Below are 25,228 nucleotides of genomic sequence, written 5' to 3' on the forward strand. Positions count from 1 at the left end.
CTTGCTGTAATACTTACGGCGGCGATACGGTCGCGCGGGGTCGGACCCGAAGAGCCGTACATCGCAAGGAGTCCACGTCTTGATACCGAGATGGCCGGTGCCGTCGAGGCGCCGAACTGCCCATGCTGGACGGGTAGCCGCGGTCACCGTGACCGCGCTGGCCGCAGCGCTCGTCCAACCCCTCGCGGCGCAGGCGGACACACCGCCGCCACCCCCTTCCGACGCCAAGCTCGCCTCGGAGCCCGCCCGGCACAACTCCACCCGCGAGCAGTTCTACTTCGTGCTCCCGGACCGTTTCGCCAACGGTGACACCGGCAACGACAAGGGCGGACTGACCGGCACCCGCCTCACCACCGGCTATGACCCCACCGACAAGGGCTTCTACCAGGGCGGCGACCTCAAGGGCCTGACCAAGAAGCTCGACTACATCAAGGGGCTCGGCACCACCGCCATCTGGATGGCGCCAATCTTCAAAAACCAGCCAGTACAGGGCAACGGCTCTGACGCCTCGGCCGGCTATCACGGGTATTGGATCGAGGATTTCACCCAGGTCGACCCCCACTTCGGCACCAACAAGGACCTGGAAACCCTCATCTCCAAGGCCCACGCCAAGGGGATGAAGGTCTTCTTCGACGTCATCACCAACCACACGGCCGACGTCGTCGACTACGAGGAGAAGTCCTACGACTACCTCTCCAAGGGCGCGTTCCCGTATCTGACGAAGGACGGCCGGCCGTTCGACGACGCGGACTACGCGGCCGGCGGCCGCGGATTCCCCGCGGTGGACGCCGACTCCTTCCCCCGCACGCCGACGGTCACCGGCGCCGGAGCCAAGGTGCCGTCCTGGCTCAACGACCCGACGATGTACCACAACCGCGGCGACTCGACCTACGCCGGCGAGTCCACGACCTACGGCGACTTCTCCGGCCTCGACGACCTGTGGACCGAGCGCCCCGAGGTCGTCTCGGGCATGGAGAGGATCTACCAGCGCTGGGTCAGGGACTTCCGTATCGACGGCTTCCGCATCGACACCGTGAAGCACGTAAACATGGAGTTCTGGACGCAGTGGGCCACGGCCCTCGACGCCTACGCGGCAAAGCAGGGCCGGAAGAACTTCTTCATGTTCGGCGAGGTCTACTCCGCCGACACGTCGATCACCTCGCCGTACGTCACGCAGGGCCGCCTCGACGCCACGCTCGACTTCCCCTTCCAGGAGGCGGCACGGCAGTACGCCTCCCAGGGCGGCAGCGCCCAGAAGCTGGCCTCCGTCTTCGGCGACGACTACAAGTACACGACCGACAAGGCCAACGCGTACGAGCAGGTCACCTTCCTCGGCAACCACGACATGGGCCGCATCGGGTACTTCCTCAACCAGGACAACCCGAAGGCGACCGACGCCGAGCTCCTCGCCAAGGACAAGCTCGCCAACGAGCTGATGTTCCTCAGCCGCGGCAACCCGGTCGTCTACTACGGCGACGAGCAGGGCTTCACCGGCGCCGGCGGCGACAAGGACGCCCGCCAGACCATGTTCGCGTCGAAGACGGCCGACTACCTCGACGACGACGAGATCGGCACCGACCGTACGCACGCGAGCGACGCGTACGACACGAGCGCGCCGCTGTACCGGCAGATCGCCGCCCTGTCCAAGCTCCGCAAGGCCAACCCCGCCCTCACCGACGGCGTCCAGACCGAGCGCTACGCGGCCGACGGCAGCGGGGTCTACGCCTTCTCGCGCACCGACGCCAGGACGGGCACCGAGTACGTCGTCGCGTTCAACAACGCCGGTGAGGCGAAGTCGGCGACCTTCGCCACCGGTTCGGCGGGGATGGCGTTCAAGGGGATCTACGGCGGTGACGCCTCCCTCAGGAGCGACGCCGACAAGAAGATCACCGTCACCGTCCCCGCGGGCTCCGCGATCGTCCTCAAGGCGGCCGGGAAGCCCGCCAAGCCCGCCACCGCGCCGACCCTCGCCCTCAAGGCCCCCGCCACCGGCGCCACCGGCACGGTCGAGATCGGTGCCCACGTCGACGGCGGACAGCTCAACCGCGTCGTCTTCGCCGCGCAGGTCGGCAATGGCAAGTGGCGCACGCTCGGCTCCGCCGACCACGCGCCGTACAAGGTCACGCAGGTCATCGGGGAGGACGTGGCGGCCGGAACGGCCCTGCGGTACAAGGCCGTTGTCATCGACTCGGCCGGACGCACCGCGAGCACCACGGCGGCCTCCACCACCGGCACCCCGCCCGCCGAGGAGACCCCCACCGCCTCCTCCCGCGACTACGCGATCGTCCACTACAAGCGCACCGACGGCGACTACGCGAACTGGGGCCTGTACGCCTGGGGTGACATCGCCGACGGCGAGGCCACGAACTGGCCGGACAGTCACCCCTTCGTCGGCCGTGACGCCTACGGTGCCTTCGCCTACGTCAAGCTGAAGCCGGGCGCCTCCGGTGTCGGCTTCCTCGTCATCGACAAGGACGGTAACAAGGACGTCTCCGCCGACCGCACGATCGACGTCACCAGGACCGGCGAGGTCTGGATCGAGCAGGGCAAGGCGGACGTCGTCACCGAGCGGCCCGACTATCCCGCGCAGGACAAGACCAAGGCGGTCCTGCACTACCACCGGGCCGACGGGAACTACGACGGCTGGGGACTGCACGTCTGGACGGGCGCCGCGAACCCCACGGACTGGTCGAAGCCCCTCGAGCCGGTGAAGACTGATGCCTATGGCGCGGTCTACGAGGTACCGCTCACCGACGGGGCCACCAGCCTCAGTTACATCCTGCACCAGGGCGACGAGAAGGACCTGCCCAGCGACCAGTCGCTCGACCTCACGGCCGACGGCCACGAGGTGTGGCTGGTGAACGGCCAGGAGAAGTACCTGCTCCCACAGCCCGCGGGCTCCGCGGCCGCCCTCGACCTGACCACCTCCAAGGCGGTCTGGATCGACCGGGACACGGTCGCCTGGAACGGCTCCGCCGCCGCCGTCTCCACCCAGCTGCTGTACAGCCGCGACGGCTCGATCGCGGCCAAGGACGGTGCGCTGACCAGCGACGACGAGCGCTGGCTCCGTCTGTCGAAGGCCACCCTCACCGACGCCCAGAAGGAGAAGTTCCCGCATCTGAAGGGCTACACCGCCTGGTCCGTCGACCCGCGTGACCGCGACCGCGTGCGCGAGGCCCTCAAGGGCCAGCTCGTCGCCTCCCAGCGGGCCGTGAACGGGGCTGTGCTCGCCGCCACCGGTGTGCAGATCGCCGGCGTGCTCGACGACCTGTACCCGGCCGCGACCAAGGCCGACCTCGGCCCGACGTTCGACAGGAGCGGCCGTCCGACGCTGTCCGTCTGGGCGCCGACCGCGCAGAACGTCGCCCTGGAGCTCGACGGCTCCACGGTGAAGATGAGGCGCGACACCGCAACCGGCGTCTGGTCCGTCACCGGCCCCAAGTCCTGGAAGGGCAAGGAGTACCGGTACGTCGTGAAGGTCTGGGCGCCCAGTGTCCGCAAGGTCGTCACCAACAAGGTCACCGACCCCTACTCGGTCGCCCTGACCGCGAACTCGGAGCGCAGCCTCGTCATCGACCTGGACGACAAGTCCCTCGCCCCGAGCGGCTGGTCGACGTACACCAAGCCGAAGGCCACCCCGCTGAGGGACGCCCAGATCCAGGAGCTGCACATCCGGGACTTCTCCGTCGCGGACCGGACGGCCAGTGACCCGGGTACCTACCTCGCCTTCACCGACAAGAACAGCGACGGCTCCCAGCACCTCAAGGAGCTCGCGAAGTCGGGCACCTCCTACGTCCATCTCCTCCCGGCGTTCGACATCGCCACCATCCCCGAGAAGAAGTCCGACCAGGCCACCCCCGACTGCGACCTGGCCTCCTACGCGGCCGACTCCGACAAGCAGCAGGAGTGTGTGGCGAAGGCGGCCGCGAAGGACGCCTACAACTGGGGCTACGACCCGTATCACTACACGGTCCCCGAGGGCTCCTACGCCACTGACCCCGACGGCACCGGGCGCACGGTCGAGTTCCGCGAGATGGTCAAGTCCCTGAACGAGGACGGCCTGCGGGTCGTCATGGACGTCGTCTACAACCACACGGCGGCCGGCGGGCAGGCCGACACCAGCGTCCTGGACAAGCTGGTTCCCGGCTACTACCAGCGGCTCCTCGCGGACGGTTCGGTCGCCAACAGCACCTGCTGCGCCAACACGGCACCCGAGAACGCCATGATGGGCAAGCTGGTCGTCGACTCGATCGTCACCTGGGCCAGGGAGTACAAGGTCGACGGCTTCCGCTTCGACCTCATGGGCCACCACCCGAAGGCCAACATCCTGGCGGTCCGCAAGGCCCTGGACGGACTGACCCTCGCCAGGGACGGCGTCGACGGCAAGAAGATCATCCTGTACGGCGAAGGCTGGAACTTCGGCGAGGTCGCCGACGACGCCCGCTTCGTCCAGGCCACCCAGCAGAACATGGCCGGAACCGGCATCGCCACCTTCTCCGACCGGGCCCGTGACGCGGTGCGCGGCGGCGGCCCCTTCGACGAGGACCCCGGCGTCCAGGGCTTCGCGTCCGGGCTCTACACCGACCCCAACTCCTCGAAGAGCAACGGCACCACGGCCGAGCAGAAGGCCCGTCTGCTGCACTACCAGGACCTCATCAAGGTCGGGCTGAGCGGCAACCTCGCGCAGTACACGTTCACCGACACCGCCGGCAAGGAGGTCACCGGCGCCGAGGTCGACTACAACGGCCGGCCGGCCGGTTACGCGGCCGCGCCCGGCGACGCCCTCGCCTACGCCGACGCGCACGACAACGAGTCGCTGTTCGACGCGCTGACGTACAAGCTGCCCGCCACGACCGGTGCGGACGACCGTGCCCGGATGCAGGTCCTCGCCATGGCGACGGCGACCCTCTCGCAGGGCCCGTCGCTCTCCCAGGCGGGCACCGACCTGCTGCGCTCCAAGTCCCTGGACCGCAACTCCTACGACAGCGGCGACTGGTTCAACGCCATCCACTGGAGCTGCGAGGACGGCAACGGCTTCGGACGCGGGCTGCCGATGGCGGCCGACAACGCGTCCAAGTGGTCCTTCGCCAAGCCCCTGCTGGGTTCGGTGAAGGTGGGCTGCCCGCAGATCGAGGGGACCTCGGCGGCGTACCAGGACCTGTTGAGGATCCGTTCGACGGAGAGCGTGTTCTCCCTCGGCACGGCCGCGCAGGTGCAGTCGAAGCTGTCCTTCCCGCTGTCGGGCAAGGAGGAGACACCGGGCGTGATCACCATGGAACTCGGTGACCGCAGTGATCTCATCGTAGTGTTCAACGCGACCCCGCAGGCCCAGAAGCAGCGGGTGACCGCCCTGGCCGGCACGGCGTACGCGCTGCACGAGGTCCAGGCGGCGGGCGCGGACTCTACCGTCAAGGCATCGTCCTACGAGCGGGTTTCGGGCACCTTCGCCGTTCCGGGACGGACTGTGGCCGTATTCTCCCGCAATTCCTGACAAGGGCATTACCGTGGTGGAGCAGACCCGGATCCGGGTCTGCCCCATCGTGCTGTCCAAGGGCTGAACACATGGACGTCAACGGAGACCTGACAGGCACGACCGTGATGGTCGTGGACGATGCGGAGGCAAGCCGGTATGCCATGAGCACCCTGCTCAGCCGTGCCGGCCACCGGGTCGTTCCGGTCGCCACCGGCCACGAGGCGCTCGCCGAACTCGACGACCGGCTGCGCAAGGGCACCCTGCCGGACGTGGCCCTCGTCGACGTGGGCCTGCCGGACATGAGCGGTTTCGAACTGTGCCGCCTCTTCAAGGAGCGTCCGCACACGGCCGCGCTGCCCGTCGTGCACTTCTCCGCCGCCAACGTGGCGCCGGTCGACTGCTGCGAGGGCCTGGACGCGGGATTCGAGGCCTATCTGAAGGTGCCCGCCGAGCCCCTGGAGATCGAGGCCGTGGTCCGGGCCGCCGTGCGCAACGCCCAGGTGCGGGCCGACGACCGGGCGCTGGTACGACGGCTGACACTGCTGTCGGAGACGATCGTCACCATCCAGGCGGCGCGCTCCCTGCCGGAACTGACCGACGCGGCCGCCGAGGGCATCTCGCGGGTCACCGGCACCCCCGCCGCCGTCTTCGTCCTGGAGCAGGAGGGGCGGCTGTACCGGGGCCTGTCCCGGGACCGCGTTCCGGTCGCCCTGCCGGACGAGGGGGCCGACCGGGCGGTGGCGGCTCTGCTCCAGCGGCTCACCCGGGGACAGTCCGCCGGCGTACAGCTCACGACGGTGCCCGCGCCGCTGTGGCCGGCCGGGTACTTCCGGCCCGGCGTGGAGCACGACGCCCGCCTGGCGCTCGTGCGCACGCAGGACGGCAGGGCCACGGTGTGCCTGGCCGCGCCCGCGCGCGGGATGCGGCGGCTGGGCCCCGAGCGCGAGAGCCTGCTGGCCCAGCTGACCCAGGCCACCGCGTTCGCCGCGGAACCGCTGCTCATGTACCAGGTGGAGCGGCATGTCGCGCTCACGCTCCAGCACAGCTTCCTGCCCCAGCCGCACCGGCTGCCCGAGCTGCCGGGCATCGACGTCGTGGTCCGCTATGTGCCCGCGTCCCCGGAGACCGAGATCGGCGGTGACTTCTACGCGGCGCTGCCTACCGACGACGGCGTGCTCACCGCGGTCGGCGACGTCGTCGGGCACTCGCTGGACGCGGCGACCGTCATGGTGGAGATCCGGCACGCGCTGCGCGCCTACGCCGTCGAGGACAGTGAGCCGGCCGTGCTCGCGGAGCGCCTGGACCGGATGCTCCAGCGCTACCACCCCGACCTCACGGCCACGGTCTGTCTGGCCCTGATCGATCCCGGCACCGGGCGCACCCGTATCGCCAACGCGGGACACATCCCCCCGCTGATCGTCCGGGACACCGGCAGCGCCGACTACGTCAAGGCGGCCGGTCCGCTGCTCGGTGTCGGGCTGCCGCACCCGCCGGTCACCGAGCTCTTCCTCGAACCCACCGACCGGCTCCTCATGGTCACCGACGGCCTGATCGAGACCCGGGGCATCGACCTCTCGGCCTCGATGGAGCACCTCCGCGCGGCCGCCGTCGGCTCCCTGCCCGGCCTGGACGCCCTGTGCGACACCCTTCTGGCCTCCTTCGGCCACGACCGGGAGGACGACATCGCGATGCTGGCGCTGCGGCTGGGGTGAGACGGCCCTGTGAGGGCTCCGGTACGACGGTTAGGGTGCCCTCGTCGACCTAGAACAGGAGTCCACATGCCGCAGATCACCATCGAACACTCCCCGCGTCTCGACCGCGTCCACTGGGAGGAGTTCGCCCTGGCGCTGCACCCGGTCGTCGTCGAGACGGCGGCCGCGAAGCTCGAGGCGTGCAAGACCCGGGTGCTGCGCACCGAGGACGAGGCGGTCGGCGGCGAGACGACGAACCACGCGATCGTGAACGTCACGATCGCCCTGCTCGCCGGACGGTCGGACGAGACCAAGGCGAAGCTCACCGAGGCCGTCGTGGAACTGCTGTGCAAGCACGTCGGGTCCGAGGACGGCCTCACCGTGCACCTCTCCGCCGAGGTGCGCGACCTGGACGCCTCCTACACCAAGGCCGTGCTCTAGGAGGCCAGCGCGATCAGTCGGGCCGCCAGGTCGGTGAAGGGGCCGTCGTGCGGTTCGTCCTTGAGCATGTGGCGCAACAGCGCGGCCATCTCCTCGTCGTGGGCCGCGCTCACCGCGGCCAGTGCGGCGAAGTCGTGCACGAGCTGTACCTCCAGCTCGCCGCGCGGGATGCGCCGGCCGTCCAGCCAGATCAGCGCGGTCGACTCGGCGAGCGAGATCCAGGAGCGGATGACCAGTTCCAGCCGCGCGGGCGGTTTCTCCACCCGCAGATGCGAAAGGATCTGGTCATACGCGGCCTGCCGCACGGAGTCGATGAGTGCGTTGGTCGCCGAGGAGCCGACGGCCGGGCCGCCCCGCATCAGGGCCGCGAAACCGGGCCCGTGGTCGTCCACGAAGTCGAAGTACCGCCGCATCACCCGCAGCAGCCGCGTGCCCAGCGGCCCTTCCCGCGCCTCCACGAACCGGTCCGACAGATCGTCGGCCGCACGCTTCAACGCGGCCTCGTAGAGGCTGAGTTTGCCGGGGAAGTAGTGGTAGACCAGCGGCCGGGAGATGCCTGCCGCGGTCGCTATCTCGTCGATGGAGACATCGTCGGGCGAGCGTTGGCTGAACAGTTCGAGGGCAACGCCGATCAGCTGCTGCCGCCGCTCCTCGACTCCCATTCTTCGCCGTACCCCGGTAGTCATGCGAACACCTTACCGATCGGATCCGGCCCGGAACGGCCCGGTCCGGACACGGGTGTTCACATATCCAGCACAAGTCGCTCACTTCGCGCGCGCGAAACGCAGATCAGCATCGAGTCATCGCGCTCCGCGTCTTCCCCCACTGCCTTAAGGGCGTGGGAGGTGCCCCCAAGCTCGTCCCGGTGGTCCACCTCGCCCTCCAGCACCCGCTGCCGGCAGGTCCCGCAGAAACCCTGCTCGCAGGAGTAGAGGGTGTCCGGCAGTTCCCGGCGCACGGCGGCCAGTACGGAGGAGTCCGCCGGGACCGCCAGTGTCCGCCCGCTGCGCCGGAGTTCGACCTCGAAGGCGGCGCCCGGCGCGGTGACGCGGGGCGTGAACCGCTCCAGACGCACCTGCGGGAACCGCTCCTCGACCGCCGCCATGAGCCCTTCCGGGCCGCAGCAGTAGACGGCCGCCCCCTCGGGAACGTCCAGCGCGCCGAGTTCGGGCACACCGGCGACGACGGTCACCTGGTCCAGTTCCTCGAGCTCCGCGAGGAACGGCATCGACTCCCGTGACCGCCCGCAGTACAGCAACCGCCACTCCGCCCCGTCCGGCAGCGCCCGCAGCATCGGCAGGATCGGTGTGATCCCGATGCCGCCCGCGACGAAGACGTACGACGACGCCTCGACGAGCGGGAAACGGTTGCGGGGCCCGCGCACCTCCAGCTCCATGCCCTCGGCCACCTGCTCGTGCACCTCGCGCGAGCCGCCCCGCCCGTCCGCCACCAGCCGGGCCGCCACCGTGTACGACGAGGTGTCCGCCGGGTCCCCGCACAGCGAGTACTGCCGGACAAGGCCCGACGGCAGGACGAGGTCCAGGTGCGCGCCGGGCTCCCAGCGCGGCAAGTCCCTTCCCGTCAGGCGCAGTTGTACGACCCCGTCGGCGACCTCCTCGCGCGAGGCCACCAGCAGCCGCAGCGCCCGCGACCGGGTCCGCCCGGAGACCGGCTCGTCCAGCGCGGGCATCGGCCACAGCGGTGAGACCTGGATGCGGCGGCGCATCGCCCGGCGGGTGAGGAGGGCGGCCCCCGCGACGAGCACGACGGTCAGCGGCTTCGGCATCACTCGGCTCCCTTCTCGGCCGCGAGGGCCGCGACGGCGGCGGGGGAGGAGGCCAGATAGGCGACGGCCTGCTCGGTGCAGCCCTCCTGGGAGGGGTGGTAGCCGCGGCTCAGATAGCGCGGTATCGACCGGAGCATGTCGCCGGTCCCGGGCAGCACACCGCGCCGACCCCGGACGTGGAAGTCCTTGAAGCTCGCCCTGCCGTCGGCCAGCGTCGGGTCGTTCGCCATGAAGAAACGGACCCCGCGCTGCCACAGGAACACCAGCGCCGTGAACGCCGTGGCCCAGGTGCGCACCCGGCGCCGGTAGCTGCCGTCCACGTGCTGGAAGAGGTCGAAGGCGACCGAGCGGTGCTCGACCTCCTCGGCGCCGTGCCAGCGCAGCAGGTCCAGCATGGTCGGATCGGCGCCCCGCCGGTCCAACTCCCCGGCGTTCAGCACCCAGTCGCCGAGGAAGGCGGTGTAGTGCTCGATGGCCGCGATGAGGGCCACGCGCTCCAGGAGCCACCACGTGCGCGCCTTGCCCGGCGGCAGGGTCCGGTCGCCGAGCAGCTTCTCGAAGAACCAGTCGATCTGCGCGGTGTAGGGCGTCGGATCGAGGCCGAGCTCCTTCAGATGCGGCAGCACCTCGTCATGGGCCTGCGAGTGCATGGCCTCCTGGCCGATGAACCCGATGACGTCCTCGCGCAGCCGCTCGTCCCGGATGAGCGGCAGCACCTGCTTGTAGACGTGCACGAACCAGGCTCGCCGGCCGGCAGCAGAAGATGGAGCACATTGATGGTGTGCGTGGTGAAGGGATCGCCGGGCACCCAGTGCAGCGGGGTGTCCTCCCAGGCGAAGGACACCTTCCGCGCCTTGAGCGGCACCCGGTCCGGCGTGTTGGACATGGCGTCAATGTACTGACGGGTAGGCCTTCCGGGAACCCTCGTGCACGCTCTTGTTTACGCCAGTGTCAGCAAGCCCGTTCCTGACCCGGCCCGCTCCCGGCCTACCGCAGCCCGTTGATCGGCCGCCCGTCCTCCAGCGTCCCCTTCAGCCCGGCCTGCGCGCCTTCCTTCGTCTTCACGGTCAGCAGGTTGCCCCTGGCGGAGCCACTGACCGCACCCGTCGCACTTACCGACGCCGTGTCCTTGCTGCCGGCCGCCAGCAGATACCAGTTGCCCGCCTCCGACTTCCACAGCACACCCGCCAGCACATGCGGGTCCCGCGGCCCGCACGCCGGGACGTTCTCGGCCTTCGCCGCGACCGCCCCGTACGCCCCGCCGGGTGTGCGGAACTGCGCCAGCACCCGGGTGCCGCCACCACGCCAGGTCTCGGCGCGCGTGCACATCCAGTCCGCGGCACCGCTCGCGTCGGGCAGCCGCTGCTGGGCGTAGGGCCACGCGTTCACCGTCCGTACGCCCGCCGAGCGCATCGCCGACAGGGAGCAGGCGTACGGCGCCCAGGTGCGCAGCGGCTCCGCGCCGGACACCTCGTGGAGCGCGCCGGGGCGGCCGGTGGTGAGCCGGGCCGGGACCAGTTCGCCGAGGTCGCTCATCAGCCGGGTGCCGCCGCGGTCGGTCAGCTGGAGGACATTCCAGGACGTGCAGCCGGTGGTCTGCTGGGCGGGGCCGGCCAGCGGCGAGGTCACCCCGTCGGTCAGGGTGAGGGCCATCGCGCCGGCGGAGGGCTTCAGCAGGTCCCGCTCGGCGGCCTTCGTCACCCAAGGCGCCATGAGATAGCGGACATTGCCGTCGGCCCGGCCCAGCACGACCGCGCTCGCCTCGGCCGACGTCGCCCCGTCGACCCGCGCGAAGTCGAGGGCCGCGCCCCGCGTGCCGTCCTTCGGCTCGGCGTAACGGGCGATGCGCAGACCGTCGTAGAGGATCACCACGCGCGCGTTGTCGACGGTCCCGGCGTACAGGAGCTGGGCCGGTCCCGAGGGGCCGCCGGACGGGGTGCCGGGGGTCGCGGAGACCTGCACCGTCTCGCCGGGGCGGGCCCAGACGGCGAGGGCGCGGCGCAGCAGCGCGGTGTCGTCGGTGAGGTCGCCGCGGGCGGGCCACACGGAGAAGTCGTTGCGCGAGGCGGCCTGCCAGGCGGTGGCCGGGACCCTCGTCACCCGGCCCGGGTCGAGGGCGGCCTGGGCGGCCGGGTTCCGCGCGTACGCGGGAGCGGCCGCGCCGTCCGGGCCCCAGCCGTCACCGGGCAGGCCGAGCAGCGCCCCGCACACGGTGGCGGCCACGGCGGCGGCGAGCGCGGCCTTCATGTGCTGCCGGCGCCGCATCAGGTCGGTGGGCCGGGCCTGGAGCGAGCAGGGGTCGAACTCGGCGGAGTCGAGGAGCGGGTACTGGGCCGGGACGGTGTCGGCCTCCTCCAGCGCCTCGCCCGGCTCCGCCACACCGGCCGCCGTCAGCACCCGGCGGACCTCGCCGTCCGGGAGCCGCTCCAGACCGCGCAGGACATAGGCGGCGCGGGCCGGGCCGGACAGGGCGGACAGCTTCTGGTCCAGGGCGAGTTCATCGGCCCCGCCCGAGCGGGGGAAGAGCCTGAGACCCCGCACCTGGGGGAGCAGCGGCGGCAGCTGGGAGCGCTTGGGCCACGCCTTGAAGGAGAGCGGCAGGCCCGCCTCCAGCGCCGTACGCAGCACCTGGAGGCGGACGAGAGCGTAGCCGGGGTCGCCGTCGCGGCCGGTCGACTGGGCCGGGATGACGGGCGTCGAGGCACGGCCCCGGGGCAGGGCGCGCTGGGTGAGGGCGTGCGCGGTCAGGACCCGCCGGTTGCGGCCCAGGCTCGGCGGCAGCACCAGATAGCCGAGCCGGACGAGCCGTGGGTAGTGCTCGACGAGCGCGGCCTCGGCCTGTTCGACGTCGACGAACGGCTCGGGGGAGGCGGGTGCGGGGGGCGGGGCGACATCCTGTGGCTGCACGTTCAGCAAAACGAGCGAATCGTTGGATGGTCACCCTGGGACCGGAAGCCCGGAGGGGGCATGTTCCGCCTCCGGGTCCAGCGCTGGTCGAGTGAGGTTGGCCATCGGCCGCTGTTGACGCCCTCCCTGCTGCCGCAAGGGATTCAGGTCCGCGCCGCAGGGCGGCACCACCACGGGTTCCTGCTTCGCAAGCTCCCGCCGTTCCCCGAGGGTTCCGGTCTTACATGAGCCTCCACAGGCGTCACTTCCCGCCCGTCCGGCGGTAGGTCCGTCAACTGGGTTGCCGGACGTCGATCACCGCCCGGAATTCGGCGGCGCGGTCCTCGGGGTACTCGTCGAAGGTGGCCCAGGCGGCCGTGATCCGCTGTTCCCAGTCCTCGTTCACCGGCATACTCTCGCGCGGGTGTGCCCAGGGGGACAGCGGATTTGAGCGCACCTTGCCGCGCAGCCGTATGGAAGGGGACGGGCACCCAGGCCCATGGGAAGGTTCCGGAGGAACAGATGAGGTTGACCCGATCGATGCTCGCGGTCGCCGCGGCGGCTCTTGTACTGACCGGCTGCGGCTCCGGTGGCGACGACGACAAGGCCGCGGTACCGGAGACGGCGACCGGCAGCCTCGAGCACCTGGCCGCCGAGGTGGGCTGCGATCCGACCATCCAGATCGACGCCGACGAGATCCGCCAGGCCTCGTGCCGCAAGAGCGACGCCGACGGCAAGTTCATCCTGGCCACCTTCGCCACCGACCGCGGCCAGCGCGAGTGGATCAACGGGGCCAAGGACTACGGCGGTCACTACCTCGTCGGCCGCAAGTGGATCGCCGTCGGCGAGACCAAGACGGTGACCACCCTGCGCGCCACCCTCGGTGGCGACATCGAGGAGGGCCAGGACCACACGGCGCACTCCGGCAGCCACTGAGCACGAGCACGAGAAAGCCGGCGGTGGGAAATCCCACCGCCGGCTTTCTTGCGCGCTAGCTAGCTCACTGGCACTTCTGGCCGGTGTTGATGCACTTGACCAGCTTGTTCATCGTGTTCGCGGAGAAGAAGTTGATGAAGTCGTTGTGGTCGGTGATCGGCTTGTGCAGGTTCTCCGGGAAGGTGTCCACCGCGTACGGGTTCACGACCGTCCCGTTCTCGATGGTCGGGGCCGGAACGTTGTAGACCAGCCGGACCTGGAGCTGCGGGATCGCCTTGAAGTTGTTCGCGCAGGTGCCGTCGGCCTGGACGAACGCCACGTGGGTGCGGTGGTTGGCGCTGTCGATGTTCTGACCGTCCCAGCAGCTCTGGAAGTTGGTCGTGCGCACCACCTGGCTGCCCTGCGGGCAGATCGGGTACTTGTCCTTCAGCTGGACCTTGTTCTCGAAGCCTGTGCAGCTCCAGTTGACGTTGGCGTTGGCGTTGCCGTTGACGAACGCCTTGGCGTCACCGGTGATGATGCGCAGGGCCGTCGGCATCGCGACGACGTTGCCCTTCTTGTTGCCGACGAACTTCAGCTGCGCCTGCGCGGGCTGGAGGATCTTGCCCACGTTGCCCTCGGTGCCACCGCCGGCCGCGTTCTGGTCGAAGTCCTGCGAACCGTCCTGCAGTCGCAGCACCGGCCAGAAGTACGACGACTTGTCGCCCTGGTTCTGGCAGCTGGTCTGTGCCGCCGCCAGTTCCTGGTCGCTCGCGAACGCGTCGTTGCTCTGGTTGCCGACGTAGTCGTGCAGGTGGTGGGCACCGTTGGAGACGCCGGGGGCCACGATCACGTTGTCCGTGTTGTGGTTGTCGTTCCCGTTGGTGCCGCACTTGGTGGTGAAGGTGCCGCGCGAACCCGACTGGCCGTTGGCGGCGAGTCCGTTGGCGCCCACACCGAGCTGGGCGTTGGCCTGGACCTGCGTGATGTCCACGAAGTCGGCGGCCGTCGGGCCGTTGCCCCCCTGGCCGTTCTGCTGGCCGTTGCCCTGGTCCTGACCCTGATCCTGGTCCTGACCGTCGCCCTGCTGCTGACCGCCGTCCTGCTGCTGACCGCCGTCCTGCTGCTGGCCGCCGTCCTGGCCGGCCTCGCCGTCGTTGGTCTGCGGCTGTTCGGCCGGCACTCCGGTGCATCCGGCGAGCTGGCCCAGGTTGGGGTTGGCACCGCCGGCGCGCTGGATGTTGATCCGGATCCGGTCCAGAGCCGCGGTCCGCTTGTCCTTGAGCGGGCCGAGGATCGCGTTCTGGACGAACCCCGAGTCGTTCGTCTGTGCTTGGCGCGTGGAGGCGAGGCGGGCGTAGGCCTCGGTGATCTGCTTGTCCAGGTTCGCCAGCTCCGTGCTCACGCCGGACCGGGCCCCGTTCGGGACGCTCGTCAGCTTCTGACCGACGTCCGGGCACTGGATCGTGGCGATCTGTGCCCCGGCGGCCTTCACCTGGTTCTGACCGGACCCCGACTCATGCGCCGAGGCATAGAAGTTCGCCCATACAAGCCCGCCCCCACCGAGCGCTAGGGCTGCCGACCCGGCCACGACCTTGGCGGTCATCGACGTACGGCGTTTACGAATGTTGCGTCCCATGGAACTCCTCTGACTTCCTTGCGGGGCGTCGAGTCGCCCGACAGGAGTGAAGCGGCGTCGTTCCATACGGACGTGGTCCCACGGGTGTTCAGTCGCCTCACAAACAAATCAGAGGATTACTCGGCCGTCCGGCCTCAACAATCGCCTGAACAGCGGAGGTTACAGAAAATCAACAACCGTTCACCGGCCCTGGTCCAGATAGGCGAGGACCGCGAGAACGCGTCGGTTGTCGTCGTCCGACACCTCGAGGTCCAATTTGGTGAAGATGTTGGAGGTGTGCTTGGCAATGGCCCGTTCTGTGACGACCAGCTGTCCCGCGATCGCCGCGTTGGACCGGCCCTGCGCCATCAGCTCCAGCACCTCCAGCTCCCGCGGGGTCAGCCGGCCCAGCGGCTGGTCCGCGGCGGCCCGCCGGCTCAGCAACTGCTGGATGACCTGGGGGTCCATCGCGGTGCCGCCCGCCGCCACCCGGTGCACGGCGTCCACGAACTGCGCCGCGTCGAACACCCGGTCCTTCAGCAGATACCCCACCGCGCCGGTGCCGTCGGCCAGCAGCTCGCGCGCGTACAGCTGCTCCACGTGCTGCGACAGCACCAGCACGGGAAGCCCGGGCCGCGCCCGGCGGGCGTCGAGCGCACACTGCAGGCCCTCGTCGGTGTGCGTGGGAGGCAACCGTACGTCGACCACGGCGACGTCCGGCTCCAGCTCGGCCAGCGCGCGGGCGAGCTCGGGGCCGGACTCGACGGCCGCGGCGATCTCGAAGCCGTGGGCTTCCAGCAGCCGGACCAGTCCGTCACGCAGGAGGAACAAGTCTTCGGCTAGGACAACACGCAAGGGATCTCCATGGTCACCATGGTGGGACCGCCCGCGGGGCTGCTGACGGCCAGGACGCCGTCGAATGTACCCAGCCGGCGCTCGACCCCGGCCAGACCCGAGCCCGCCCCGATCGCCGCGCCGCCCTTGCCGTCGTCGGTGACGGTGATCCGCAGCATGCCCTCGGTGTGATGCAGGTCGATCCAGAGCCGGTCGGCGCCGGAGTGCTTCACGGCGTTGGTGAGGATCTCGCTGATCGCGAAGTACGCCGCCGACTCGACCGGCGCGTCCGCCCGACCGGGCAGCTCCACCGTCACCTCGGAGGGCAGCGGCAGCGGCAGCCGCAGCGCCAACGCCTTCACGGCATCCCCGAGTCCGCGCTCGGCGAGCACCGGCGGATGGATGCCACGGACCAGGTCGCGCAGTTCGGCCAGGGCGTCGACGGAGGACTTGCGGGCCTGCGCGAGCAACTCCTTGGCCTTCGCCGGGTCCTTGTCGAGGAGCATCTCGATGGTGCCCAGGTCCATGCCCATGGCGACCAGCCGGGCCTGCGCCCCGTCGTGCAGATCCCGTTCGATACGCCGCAGTTCGGCGGCGGAGTTGTCCACGGCATCGCGCCGCGTCTCGGTCAGCACCCGCACCCGCTCGGAGAGTTCACCCTGGTTGGCGCCGAGAACGGCCTTGGTGAGCCGGAAGTGTGCCTGGAGCGCACGGGGTGCGAAGAAGTGGCCGAAGAAGAGGATGACAAGCCCGAGGGCGGCGGCGGCCAGCGCCGAGGCCTGTCCGGTGACGGGGACGAACCCGTACCAGTACCCGTCGGGGAACACCCGCCACAGCCCCGCCGCCAGCGCGAACCCCTCCAGGGGGTAGAGCACGAGCACGGCCGGCAGCAGCGCGGTGAGATAGCCCGCCGTCATGTCGACCGGCAGCCAGCGCAGGTCCCGCCAGGTCGCCGGGTCCCGCAGCATGCCGAAGGTGCGCGTCCACGGGTTGGCGTCCTCGGGGATCGGCCGGTACGCCGACGGGATCCGTACCCCGCCCCACTCGGCGGCGAGCACCCGCCGCCAGTCCGCGAACGCCCGTACGCCGGTCAGCACCCACGGTGTGGTGACGATCCCGACCCCGATCGGGATCAGCGCGAAGGACACCAGGGAGAGGGTGAAGCAGAGCACGGCCCCCGGAAGCGCCACCAGTGCCAGCGCCAGCCCCCGAACCGCCGCCCGCCCCATGCCTTTTGCCCCTGTGCGACCGCTGTCGCGCTGCGTCTCGATGTCCATGGCAGCCAGTCTGGCCGAGGGAGGCGGGCGGGGCACGGGGCTTGGCCACCGGGTCAGGAGGTGGTGCTGGGTACACCCCCGTCGAGGCCCAGCACCTTCGCCTCCACCGCCGGGTCGAGGCCCACCGCGGGCCGGTCGGGCCGCTGTGGCGCGGTGCCGCCGATCTCCCGCAGCCAGCTCCAGGTGTCGGCCACGGTCTCCCCGACCGGCCGGCAGCGCAGCCCCGCCCCGACGGCCCGCGAGACGTCGGCACTGTGCAGCGCGGCGTGCAGATCACTGCCCGGCGGCACCCACACCGGCAGCTGGGTCCACGGCTCGATGCCCGCGCCGAGCACCACGTCCGGGTCGGTCCACCGCAGGTCGGCGGCGCCCCCGGTCACCTTCGAGCAGGCGTCCAGGAGTGCGCCCATGGTGGTGTGCCCGCGCTCGCTCATCAGGTTGTACGGTCCGCTCAGCTCCCGCTCCACCCCGTCCATGATCCATTCGGCGAGGTCGCGGACATCGACGTACTGGAGCGGCAGATCCCGTGGCCCGGGCGCCAGCACCGGACCGCCGCGCGCGATCCGGGTCAGCCACCACGGCAGCCGCCCGATGTTCTCGTACGGCCCGATCAGCAGCCCCGACCGGACGAGCAGCGAGCGGTCCGCGCCGAAGACCTCGGTCGCGGCCAGCTCGCCGCCCAGCTTGTCGCGGGCGTAGTCGCGCTGCCCGGCGTCGGACGAGGCGCCCTCCACCAGGGGAGCGTCCTCGGTGTAGCCGGCGGGCGGCGCCCAGGCGTACACCGAGCAGCTCGACACATACACGTACCGCCCGGCGCGGCCCCGCAGCAGCCGCGCCGCGTCACGCACCGCGGACGGTGCCGCCGACCAGGTGTCGACGACGGCGTCCCAGGAGCCGCCGCTCCCGGCCAGTGCGGCGAGCCCGTCGGGCGTGGTGCGGTCGCCGTGCAGCGACCGCACCCCGGCCACGGGTGTGTGCCGTCCACGATGGAAGACGGTCACGTCCCAGCCGCGCCCGAGGGCCGCCTCGACGACGGCCCGTCCCGCGAACTCCGTACCACCCAGCACCAGAAGTCTCATGTCACAGACTCTGCCCGCCGAGGCGGCCGTACGGGACGGATCTCTGCCGTCAGCAGACGACCGGTGCCGTCAGCGCCCGGTCGGCGGGGAGTACTTGTAGCCGACCCGGCGGATCGTCTGGATGGCCTGGCGGTTCTCGGCGCCCAGCTTGCGGCGCAGCCGGGCGATGTGGACGTCGACGGTACGGCCGTCGCCCACATGTCCGTAGCCCCACACCGTGGTGACCAGCTGGTCGCGGGTGTGCACCCGGTGCGGGTGTGCGACGAGATGCGCGAGGAGTTCGAACTCCAGGTAGGTGAGGTCGAGTTCCGCGCCGTTCACCTCGGCGGTGCGCTGCACGGTGTCGACCCGGACGAGCGGGTCGCCGTCGGCCTCGCCGGCCTGGCCCGCCGGGTCCTGCAGCAGGGGCGGCTGCTGGTCGGCCGGGACGAGCACCAGGTAGCCGATCATCGGCGGCTGGCCCGGAAGGGTGGGCAGGGTGTGCTGCGGAGCGGGCAGCCAGGTGGCGCCGGGCGGCAGGAAGTCCACCACGCCGGGGACGTCGTCGGGGCCGACGGCCCGGAGTCGATGCCGTGCGCCGCTCTCGGAAGGGGTGGGGAGAGGGGCGGTGGACAGGGAACGAGTGGTCGCCATGAGAAGTCAGCTCTTTTCGCGCGAGGAGGTTCGTCGGTGGACGTACGTCGACTGCGCGCTGGCCGAAGGCCGAAGGGGTGTACGGCTTTAGAGGGCCCGCGCGTTCACCGCGCGGCAACACACCCGGTCGAAGTCATGGTGCTGACGAGAGGGCCAGAACGGCTCGAGGTCATGGCGACCTGTCGCGCTGGGGTTCTGGAAGCTGGCCATGCGCTCATTGAAGCAGACACAGGCCCGCAACAGGAGACTCCTCTCACTGCTTGGACGCTTCCTCGATGTGAGATCGAGCGTGGTGTGCCTCACCCCACCAGGCGCTTGCGCCAGACCAGGGGAGTGACGGTGATGGTCTTGTCCGGACTGCCGTCCCACTCCGTGGACAACCCGGCGGCCTCGAGGGCGGCGACGATCTTTCGGCCCACGGCGGCGGTGGCCTCCGGGCTGTTGTCGGTGTCTCCGTAGTAGAGGGTGAGTTCGTTGTGCTCGGCCGCGCTGCGGGTGCACTGGTAGTGGAAGAAGACGAAGCCCCGGGCGCCCGCGTCCGCCATCTCGACGCCGATCTCGGCCTTCCCGCAGCCGCCGCAGCAGGTGAAGTTCTCCCGCGCGACGATGCCGTCGCCCTCCAGCGCGGCGAACGCCCGCTCCAGGCGATCCGGGTCGGTCGGCCCCGACCAGGTCTCCTGCTCCTCGACCCGCTCCAGCCACAGCCGCTCGACGATCGGGCGGGCCTGGGCGGTGGTGAGCCGGTCCTCCACCATGTACACGGTCTCGCGGATGATCTCCGCGATGCCGAGATAGCCGTCGGCGAGCGTCTCACGCACGTACTTCTCGGCCTGCGCGGCGACGTCCGGGTCGGGCGGGGGCACCTCCTGGGGCGCCGCGAGCTCGTCGCGCTGCCAGGTGACCGGGGCGTCCCAGTCCTTCTCCTGCCGTGCCCAGCGCGCCATGACGTCCGCGACGAGGTCCGGGTCCGTCACCTCGGTCACCCACATGTGGGGGACGGAGCCGGTGCGGTGCTGGAACTCGTAGACCCCACCCGGTGTGTGGGCGACCTGGATGAACACCGCCGGCCGGTCCGGTATCCGCTGCACGATCAGGAAGTGATCGCCGCTGCCCCCGATCCGGTGCACCAGCTCACGCAGGCGCGCGGCCGAAATCCGGGTGTGTGTCTCGTTGTTCTCCGTCTGGACCTTGATGTCGAGCGGGCCCCCGTCGATCTCCATGCCCCCACCTTCGCACGTCCCACTGACAACGCACCGAGGGGCGTCCACCATGCGGCTGGACGCCCCTCGGGAAGTTACTGGCCGGCGGATCAGACCTGACCGGCCTTCTCCAGCGCGGAGCAGCACGTGTCGACGATCAGACGCGTCACCAGGTACGGGTCGACGTTGGCGTTCGGACGGCGGTCCTCGATGTAACCCTTGCCGTCCTTCTCGACCTGCCACGGGATACGGACCGAGGCGCCACGGTTGGAGACACCGTAGGAGTACTCGTTCCACGGGGCGGTCTCGTGCAGACCGGTCAGCCGGTCGTCGATGCCGGCGCCGTAGTTCTTGACGTGGTCGAGCGGCTTGGAGCCCTCACCGAGCGACTCGGCGGCGGTGATGATCGCCTCGTACGTCTCGCGCATCGCCTTGGTGGAGAAGTTGGTGTGCGCGCCCGCGCCGTTCCAGTCGCCCTTGACCGGCTTGGGGTCCAGGGTGGCGGAGACGCCGAAGTCCTCGGCGGTGCGGTAGAGCAGCCAGCGGGCGATCCACAGGTGGTCGGAGACCTCCAGCGGGGAGACCGGGCCGACCTGGAACTCCCACTGACCGGGCATGACCTCGGCGTTGATGCCGGAGATCGCCAGACCCGCCTTCAGGCAGTTGTCCAGGTGCGCCTCGACGACGTCACGGCCGAAGATCTCGTCGGCGCCGACACCGCAGTAGTAGCCGCCCTGGGGGGCCGGGAAGCCGCCCTTGGGGAAGCCGAGCGGGTAGCCGTCTTTGAAGAACGTGTACTCCTGCTCGATGCCGAAGATCGGCTCCTGAGCGGCGAACTTCTCGGCGACCTCGGCCAGCGCGGCGCGGGTGTTGGAGGAGTGCGGAGTGAAGTCGATGTCGAGGACCTCGCACAGCACCAGGATGTCGTCGCCGCCACGGATCGGGTCCGGGCAGGTGAACACCGGCTTGAGCACGCGGTCGGAGGAGTGCCCCTCGGCCTGGTTCGTGGAAGAACCGTCGAAGCCCCAGATCGGCAGCTCGGCGCCCTTGGCGGAGTCGGCGAGTATCTTGGTCTTCGAGCGGAGCTTGGCCGTCGGCTCGGTGCCGTCGATCCAGATGTACTCAGCCTTGAAGGTCACGGGACACATCCTTCGGGGTGGGTCTCTAGGCGCATGTGCGGGTGCTGCGGCGCTGCGGCACTGAAACGCCGCGCTTGATGCCCGGCAGCCTGTCAACAGGCGATTTCCCGATCATTGCTCCGATGTGAACCCCGTGTTACCTGGTGGTTCTGTGGCGCGTCTCACGCCGTGAGGACGGCCGGTGTGCACAAGCCGACACAGAAAGCCGACAGAAACCCCTGCTGACGGCTGCGCGGCGACACGGTCCGACGGGCTCGTATGCGATGCGGTTGCCGAAGACGTGTAGGTCCCGCTGTTCGTGGCCGCGAACAGCGGGACCTGTGACACGTACGGGGTTCTACGCCGTCGGCCTCACCCCACCTTCTCGATCAGGGCCCGTCGGATCAGGAACTTCCCGGGCTCGCGGACCTGCTCGAAAGCGGCGTTGTTCAGCAGCGCACAGCTGCCGGAGACCGAAGTGACCTCCACCGTCGTGGACTTGTTGTTGTCCAGGTTGGTGACCTTCAGCTTTGTCCCCGCCGGGAACTGGTTGCTGGAGGCGGCGGGCGCCCCGGCCTCGCCGGAGAGGGTGACGGTGGAGCCGTTGCAGACCTGCTGCCCCGAGACGGCGGCCGGTGCGCTCGGTGCCGCACTCGGGGCCACGCTCGCTGCGGCGCTCGGCGTGGCCGGCTGTGCCGCCTGGGAGTCCTGAGCCGACTCCCCAACAGCGCATCCGGACGCCTTCTGCTGCACCTTGATCTGTGCGATGACGGCCTCGCGGTTGGCGATCCGGGCCGTGGACTGCGCGTCCGGTGCGGCCCGTTGACCGTCGATGAACTTCTGGTTGTTGCCGAGGGCGGTGGCAAGCCCCTGGCAGACGGCCGAGTCGGCCTTGGTCCGCACATTCTGTGGAGCCTGCGAGGCGTTCGAGGTGCTCGCCATGACGAAGGCCCCACCACCCGCCACCGCGGCCGCACCGACGAACAGCGCGACCTTCCTGCCCGTACTGACAGTTCTCCTACGCGACATGCGCGCCTCCTGAGAGGTCGGGGAGCGTACGCCGCTATGTACGAGATACCGAACGAGGTTACTCAGCGGTTTACAGGAGTCACTGAAGTAACCTGCGTCACACAGAACTTGGATCCTCGTACGCCACCACGTTGTCGTCGGCGTACTGGAGGAGATCCTCGGTCTCCTCGGTGATCGCGGCCTCGTCGGTCTCCGTCCCGTCCCCCCACTGTCCGTTCGCGAACACCACGGACCGCACGGTCATCAACCGCCGGAACACCCCGGCCGAACCGGGCGGCACGGTCGGCAGCCCCGCTTCCGGCGGCGGATCGAGCGACACCACCTGATAGGCCACCGGGTCCATCGAGGCCATCGCGAACACCTTCGAGGCGTCCTGGACGGTCCGGAAGCTCAGCACGGTCACCGTCACCTGCGACCGCCGCTCGGCGTCCGTGAACAGCGCGGCGGTCAACCGCTCGCACCCCTGCCCCTGTTGGATCAGCGCGGCCAGCTCCGGCGACATGCCCTCGGAGCAGTCGGTGGTGGTGGCCAGGTCGACACGCTCGTACCGGGAGCCGTCGTCGAGCCGCACGCTCTTCGCGGGGAAGGCCTGCTCCGGACGGATCACGGGCCGGGACAGCAGGGAGGGCAGCGCGGACGGGGCGCCGGAGGGCAGGGACGCGGTGACGGACGCGGTCGCCGACGACGGGGGAGCGGCCGCCTCCCGGTCACCGTCGCCACCCGCGTACAGGACACCTCCCGCGGTGATCGCCGTGACGAGGACGACACCCGTCCCCGCGGCCACCGCGCGCCGGGTGCGCCGCCGGCGTATCCGCTCCTGCTCGACCACCCACTGGGTGTACGGGTCCGCGGCCCCGTACGGCGTTCCTTGATCACCGAAGGTCATGGCGGCGGAGGGTAACAGCGTCGACGCCCCGAACTCCCGCCGCCGGACAATCGCTTGCTTAGCGGGACAGAGCATCCCGTACGGCTTCGTCGGTACGGCCGACCACCGCCGTCCCGTCCTCCGCCGTGATGATCGGCCGCTGGATGAGCTTGGGGTGCTCGGAGAGCGCCTTGATCCAGCGGTCCCGCGAGGACTCGTCCCGGGTCCAGTCCTTGAGCCCGAGCTCCTTGGCGGCGGCCTCCTGGGTGCGGGTGATGTCCCACGGTTCGAGGCCGAGACGGTCGAGTACGTCCTTGATCTCGGCCTCGCTCGGTACGTCCTCCAGGTAGCGGCGGACGGTGTAGTCGGCGCCCTCGGCGTCGAGCAGGGTGAGGGCGCTGCGGCACTTGGAACAGGCCGGGTTGATCCAGATCTCCATGCCGTCCACGGTACGCGAAAACCCGTTCTCCACCTGGGTCACAGCGGCCCCGAAAGCCCTTGTGGCCAGGGCCTTTTGTCAGTGGCGGAGGGTAGAATAGTAGAAGTGTTCGAGGGTGTTGCGGGGGGCGTCGTGGCCCCCCGTGGACGCCCTGACCGCGACAGGAGGATGCCTGTGCCCGCTGCCGCACTGAAGCCCTTGCCCACCCAGTCGACCGCCCAGCACCCGGTGCTGCTGGACCTGCCGTACGCGCCCGTGGAGAAGCGCGCACTGCCGCCCGGCCGCCCGCGCGAGTGGTACATCACGCACAACCGCCGCCTCAAGGCGATGCGGCTCGCCATTGCCCTGCTCGACTCGGGCGTCTATCTGCCCAACCAGGCCCGCAACGAGACGATAAGGGCCACGGCGGAGACGATCGGCGTCCATCCGCCGTCGGACACGACGTGCCACATGGTGCGGGCGCTGATGCGTTACGCGCGGTGAGCCATGGCGCCGGGTACCCCGTGCCGCTCGGGGCACCCGGCGCCGCCTCGCCGCCGGCCACCCCTTACCCGGCCAACTCCCGCTCCAACGGCGTCCGGAACCGCGGCGTCACCCGGGTCGCCCCCACCCACCCCCGCAACCGCTCCGCCTCCGCCCCGATCGCCGCTTCCGCCTCACGCCCCACCCCCTCCTTCTCCAGCACCCGCCACACGATCTCCCCGTCGGCGCGCTGGGCCCAGCCCCCCACCACCCGCCCGTTCCACCACACCGTCGGTCCCACGTTGCCGCTGCGGTCGAAGAGCTGGGGCCGTAGTTCCGGCGCCAGGTACCAGTCCCGCTGCCGCCACCCCATCGCCGTCGGATCGAGGGCGGGCAGCAGCGCGGCCCAGGGCTCCACCGGCCCGGCCACCGGCTCGACGTCCTCCGCCGTGACCCACCCCGTGCCCTCGTCCAGGGCCACCGCCCGCGCCCCGATCGCGGCCAGCGCCCGCCGGACCTCCGTCACCTTCCAGCCCGTCCACCACTTGAGGTCGTCCTCCGTGGCCGGCCCGCACACCGCGAGCCAGCGCCCGAGCAGGGCCGCCTGCGCCTCGGCGACGTCGAGTTCCGGATGCGCGGGCGCCACCGCCCAGCGGAACTGCGAGGACGTCCAGGAGCCGAGCGGCCGCCCCCGTACGACCTTCCCCTCGGTCCCCAACACCCTCAGCAGCCGTGTCGAGACGGTGTGCACACCCTCGTAGCTCTTCCCCGCGGCGTACGTGAACTGCTCCCGCAACCGCGGCTCGTCCAAGGCCAGTTCGGACGCCGTCGCCTCACCCCGCCGCCCCAGCGCGGCCAGCGCCGACTCCTCGACCTCCGCCAGCCACACGGCATCCGGCGCCCCCGCCCTGGCCATGTCCTTGACCAGCGAGGCACGCTCCCGCGCGGCGACGGTCACGCCCGTCGAGGCGTGCACGACCGCGACCAGCTCGGCGGGGAACACGAACACCGTGTGCCGCATGCCGTGCATCCGCACCAGCGCACGATCCTCGTACAACGCCCGCTCGGTCTCACCCACGGTCTTCACCGACCCCGCCAACCGAGCCCCCACGGCCAGATACACGGTCGCCGGATCACTCCCATGCAAGGCAACAAGCGCCGAGGCCACCTCCTCCGGCCGCCCCGCCCTCACCTCCCGCCCCAGCAGATGCCGCACCCCAATCCGCCCCCGCCGCTCCCCGACCCCGACATACCGCTCCGGCCCACCACCCATACCAACCTCCACCCATCCGCTGCCCCCATCCTCCCCGCCCCCACTGACAACGGCCCGACACCGCCCCAGGGGCTAAAGCCCCGAGGCCCCGCCCACCCACGGGCGACCGCACCCCTCGACGCCGGCCCAGGCATTTACAGCCCGCCCGGCGTCCGAGGCCGAGGATCTGCCGCCCCGATCCCCCACCCACCCACAGGCGGCTCCGCTTCT

The 25,228-nt window shown here is 70.4% G+C and carries 19 protein-coding genes and 2 pseudogenes; 5 read left to right on the forward strand and 16 right to left on the reverse strand.

Going from position 1 to position 25,228, the window contains the following annotated elements; genetic code table 11:
• Window positions 1-79 precede the first annotated feature (79 nt).
• From pulA to QF037_RS33570, 3 genes are all read left to right on the forward strand, one after another.
• A complete protein-coding gene (pulA, locus tag QF037_RS33560; protein WP_307031775.1) occupies window positions 80-5,491 on the forward strand; it encodes a pullulanase-type alpha-1,6-glucosidase in 5,412 nt (1,803 codons plus the stop codon).
• Window positions 5,492-5,562: 71 nt separating this feature from the next.
• The gene (locus tag QF037_RS33565; RefSeq protein WP_307031777.1) at window positions 5,563-7,185 is read left to right on the forward strand and encodes a fused response regulator/phosphatase; all 1,623 of its coding nucleotides are present in this window, start codon (window positions 5,563-5,565) and stop codon (window positions 7,183-7,185) included.
• A gap of 66 nt (window positions 7,186-7,251) precedes the next feature.
• Window positions 7,252-7,605: a 5-carboxymethyl-2-hydroxymuconate Delta-isomerase gene (locus QF037_RS33570; protein ID WP_307031779.1), complete on the forward strand. Its 354-nt coding sequence runs from the start codon at window positions 7,252-7,254 to the stop codon at window positions 7,603-7,605.
• On the opposite strand, the gene QF037_RS33575 is transcribed toward QF037_RS33570, so the two are convergent.
• The 5 genes and pseudogenes from QF037_RS33575 to QF037_RS51515 all read right to left on the reverse strand — a co-directional run.
• Window positions 7,602-8,291 (reverse strand): TetR/AcrR family transcriptional regulator, encoded by a 690-nt coding sequence (locus QF037_RS33575; RefSeq protein ID WP_307031781.1) that lies wholly within the window; start codon window positions 8,289-8,291, stop codon window positions 7,602-7,604. The two genes, QF037_RS33570 and QF037_RS33575, sit on opposite strands and share 4 nt — an antisense overlap.
• 56 nt (window positions 8,292-8,347) lie before the next feature.
• Window positions 8,348-9,391, reverse strand: a complete 1,044-nt coding sequence (locus QF037_RS33580; protein WP_307031783.1) for a PDR/VanB family oxidoreductase — start codon at window positions 9,389-9,391, stop codon at window positions 8,348-8,350.
• Between the two features lie 143 nt (window positions 9,392-9,534).
• A pseudogene (locus QF037_RS33585) lies at window positions 9,535-10,277 on the reverse strand (metal-dependent hydrolase); the annotation flags it as partial.
• Window positions 10,278-10,378: 101 nt separating this feature from the next.
• The gene (locus tag QF037_RS33590) at window positions 10,379-12,298 is read right to left on the reverse strand and encodes a hypothetical protein (RefSeq protein ID WP_307031785.1); all 1,920 of its coding nucleotides are present in this window, start codon (window positions 12,296-12,298) and stop codon (window positions 10,379-10,381) included.
• Between the two features lie 289 nt (window positions 12,299-12,587).
• Window positions 12,588-12,689, reverse strand: a pseudogene (locus QF037_RS51515) (tetratricopeptide repeat protein); the annotation flags it as partial.
• Between the two features lie 110 nt (window positions 12,690-12,799).
• Here QF037_RS51515 and QF037_RS33595 point away from each other — a divergent pair.
• Window positions 12,800-13,213 (forward strand): hypothetical protein, encoded by a 414-nt coding sequence (locus QF037_RS33595; RefSeq protein ID WP_307031787.1) that lies wholly within the window; start codon window positions 12,800-12,802, stop codon window positions 13,211-13,213.
• 64 nt (window positions 13,214-13,277) lie between these two features.
• Here QF037_RS33595 and QF037_RS33600 read toward each other — a convergent pair whose 3' ends face one another.
• The 10 genes from QF037_RS33600 to QF037_RS33645 all read right to left on the reverse strand — a co-directional run bounded on the left by QF037_RS33600 (window position 13,278) and on the right by QF037_RS33645 (window position 23,283).
• Entirely contained in the window at window positions 13,278-14,831 is a 1,554-nt protein-coding gene (locus tag QF037_RS33600) for a DUF1996 domain-containing protein (protein WP_307031788.1), read from the reverse strand.
• A 180-nt stretch (window positions 14,832-15,011) separates the two neighbouring features.
• Complete coding sequence (locus QF037_RS33605) at window positions 15,012-15,665, reverse strand: response regulator (RefSeq protein ID WP_307031790.1); 654 nt, start codon at window positions 15,663-15,665, stop codon at window positions 15,012-15,014.
• Window positions 15,650-16,921 carry a sensor histidine kinase gene (locus QF037_RS33610; RefSeq protein ID WP_307031792.1) on the reverse strand — a complete coding sequence of 424 codons (1,272 nt, stop codon included), beginning with the start codon at window positions 16,919-16,921 and terminating at the stop codon, window positions 15,650-15,652. Before QF037_RS33610 ends, QF037_RS33605 begins: the two co-directional genes overlap by 16 nt.
• 53 nt (window positions 16,922-16,974) lie before the next feature.
• Entirely contained in the window at window positions 16,975-18,000 is a 1,026-nt protein-coding gene (locus QF037_RS33615; protein WP_307031794.1) for an SDR family oxidoreductase, read from the reverse strand.
• A 69-nt stretch (window positions 18,001-18,069) separates the two neighbouring features.
• Window positions 18,070-18,633 carry a winged helix-turn-helix domain-containing protein gene (locus tag QF037_RS33620; RefSeq protein WP_307031795.1) on the reverse strand — a complete coding sequence of 188 codons (564 nt, stop codon included), beginning with the start codon at window positions 18,631-18,633 and terminating at the stop codon, window positions 18,070-18,072.
• A 299-nt stretch (window positions 18,634-18,932) separates the two neighbouring features.
• The gene (locus QF037_RS33625; RefSeq protein WP_307031798.1) at window positions 18,933-19,853 is read right to left on the reverse strand and encodes a DUF6891 domain-containing protein; all 921 of its coding nucleotides are present in this window, start codon (window positions 19,851-19,853) and stop codon (window positions 18,933-18,935) included.
• A gap of 89 nt (window positions 19,854-19,942) precedes the next feature.
• The gene (glnII, locus tag QF037_RS33630; protein WP_307031800.1) at window positions 19,943-20,971 is read right to left on the reverse strand and encodes a glutamine synthetase; all 1,029 of its coding nucleotides are present in this window, start codon (window positions 20,969-20,971) and stop codon (window positions 19,943-19,945) included.
• A 351-nt stretch (window positions 20,972-21,322) separates the two neighbouring features.
• The gene (locus tag QF037_RS33635; RefSeq protein WP_307031802.1) at window positions 21,323-21,979 is read right to left on the reverse strand and encodes a hypothetical protein; all 657 of its coding nucleotides are present in this window, start codon (window positions 21,977-21,979) and stop codon (window positions 21,323-21,325) included.
• A gap of 97 nt (window positions 21,980-22,076) precedes the next feature.
• Window positions 22,077-22,865: a hypothetical protein gene (locus QF037_RS33640; RefSeq protein WP_307031804.1), complete on the reverse strand. Its 789-nt coding sequence runs from the start codon at window positions 22,863-22,865 to the stop codon at window positions 22,077-22,079.
• A gap of 58 nt (window positions 22,866-22,923) precedes the next feature.
• Window positions 22,924-23,283 carry an arsenate reductase family protein gene (locus QF037_RS33645; RefSeq protein WP_307031806.1) on the reverse strand — a complete coding sequence of 120 codons (360 nt, stop codon included), beginning with the start codon at window positions 23,281-23,283 and terminating at the stop codon, window positions 22,924-22,926.
• Between the two features lie 174 nt (window positions 23,284-23,457).
• On the opposite strand from QF037_RS33645, the gene QF037_RS33650 reads away from it, so the two are divergent.
• Window positions 23,458-23,766: a hypothetical protein gene (locus QF037_RS33650; protein WP_307031808.1), complete on the forward strand. Its 309-nt coding sequence runs from the start codon at window positions 23,458-23,460 to the stop codon at window positions 23,764-23,766.
• Window positions 23,767-23,830: 64 nt separating this feature from the next.
• Here the strand turns inward: QF037_RS33650 and QF037_RS33655 are convergent, their stop codons facing one another.
• Window positions 23,831-25,018: a winged helix DNA-binding domain-containing protein gene (locus QF037_RS33655; RefSeq protein WP_307031810.1), complete on the reverse strand. Its 1,188-nt coding sequence runs from the start codon at window positions 25,016-25,018 to the stop codon at window positions 23,831-23,833.
• Window positions 25,019-25,228: the final 210 nt, after the last annotated feature.

It is taken from the genome of Streptomyces canus, assembly GCF_030815415.1.
Taxonomy (GTDB): domain Bacteria; phylum Actinomycetota; class Actinomycetes; order Streptomycetales; family Streptomycetaceae; genus Streptomyces; species Streptomyces canus_F.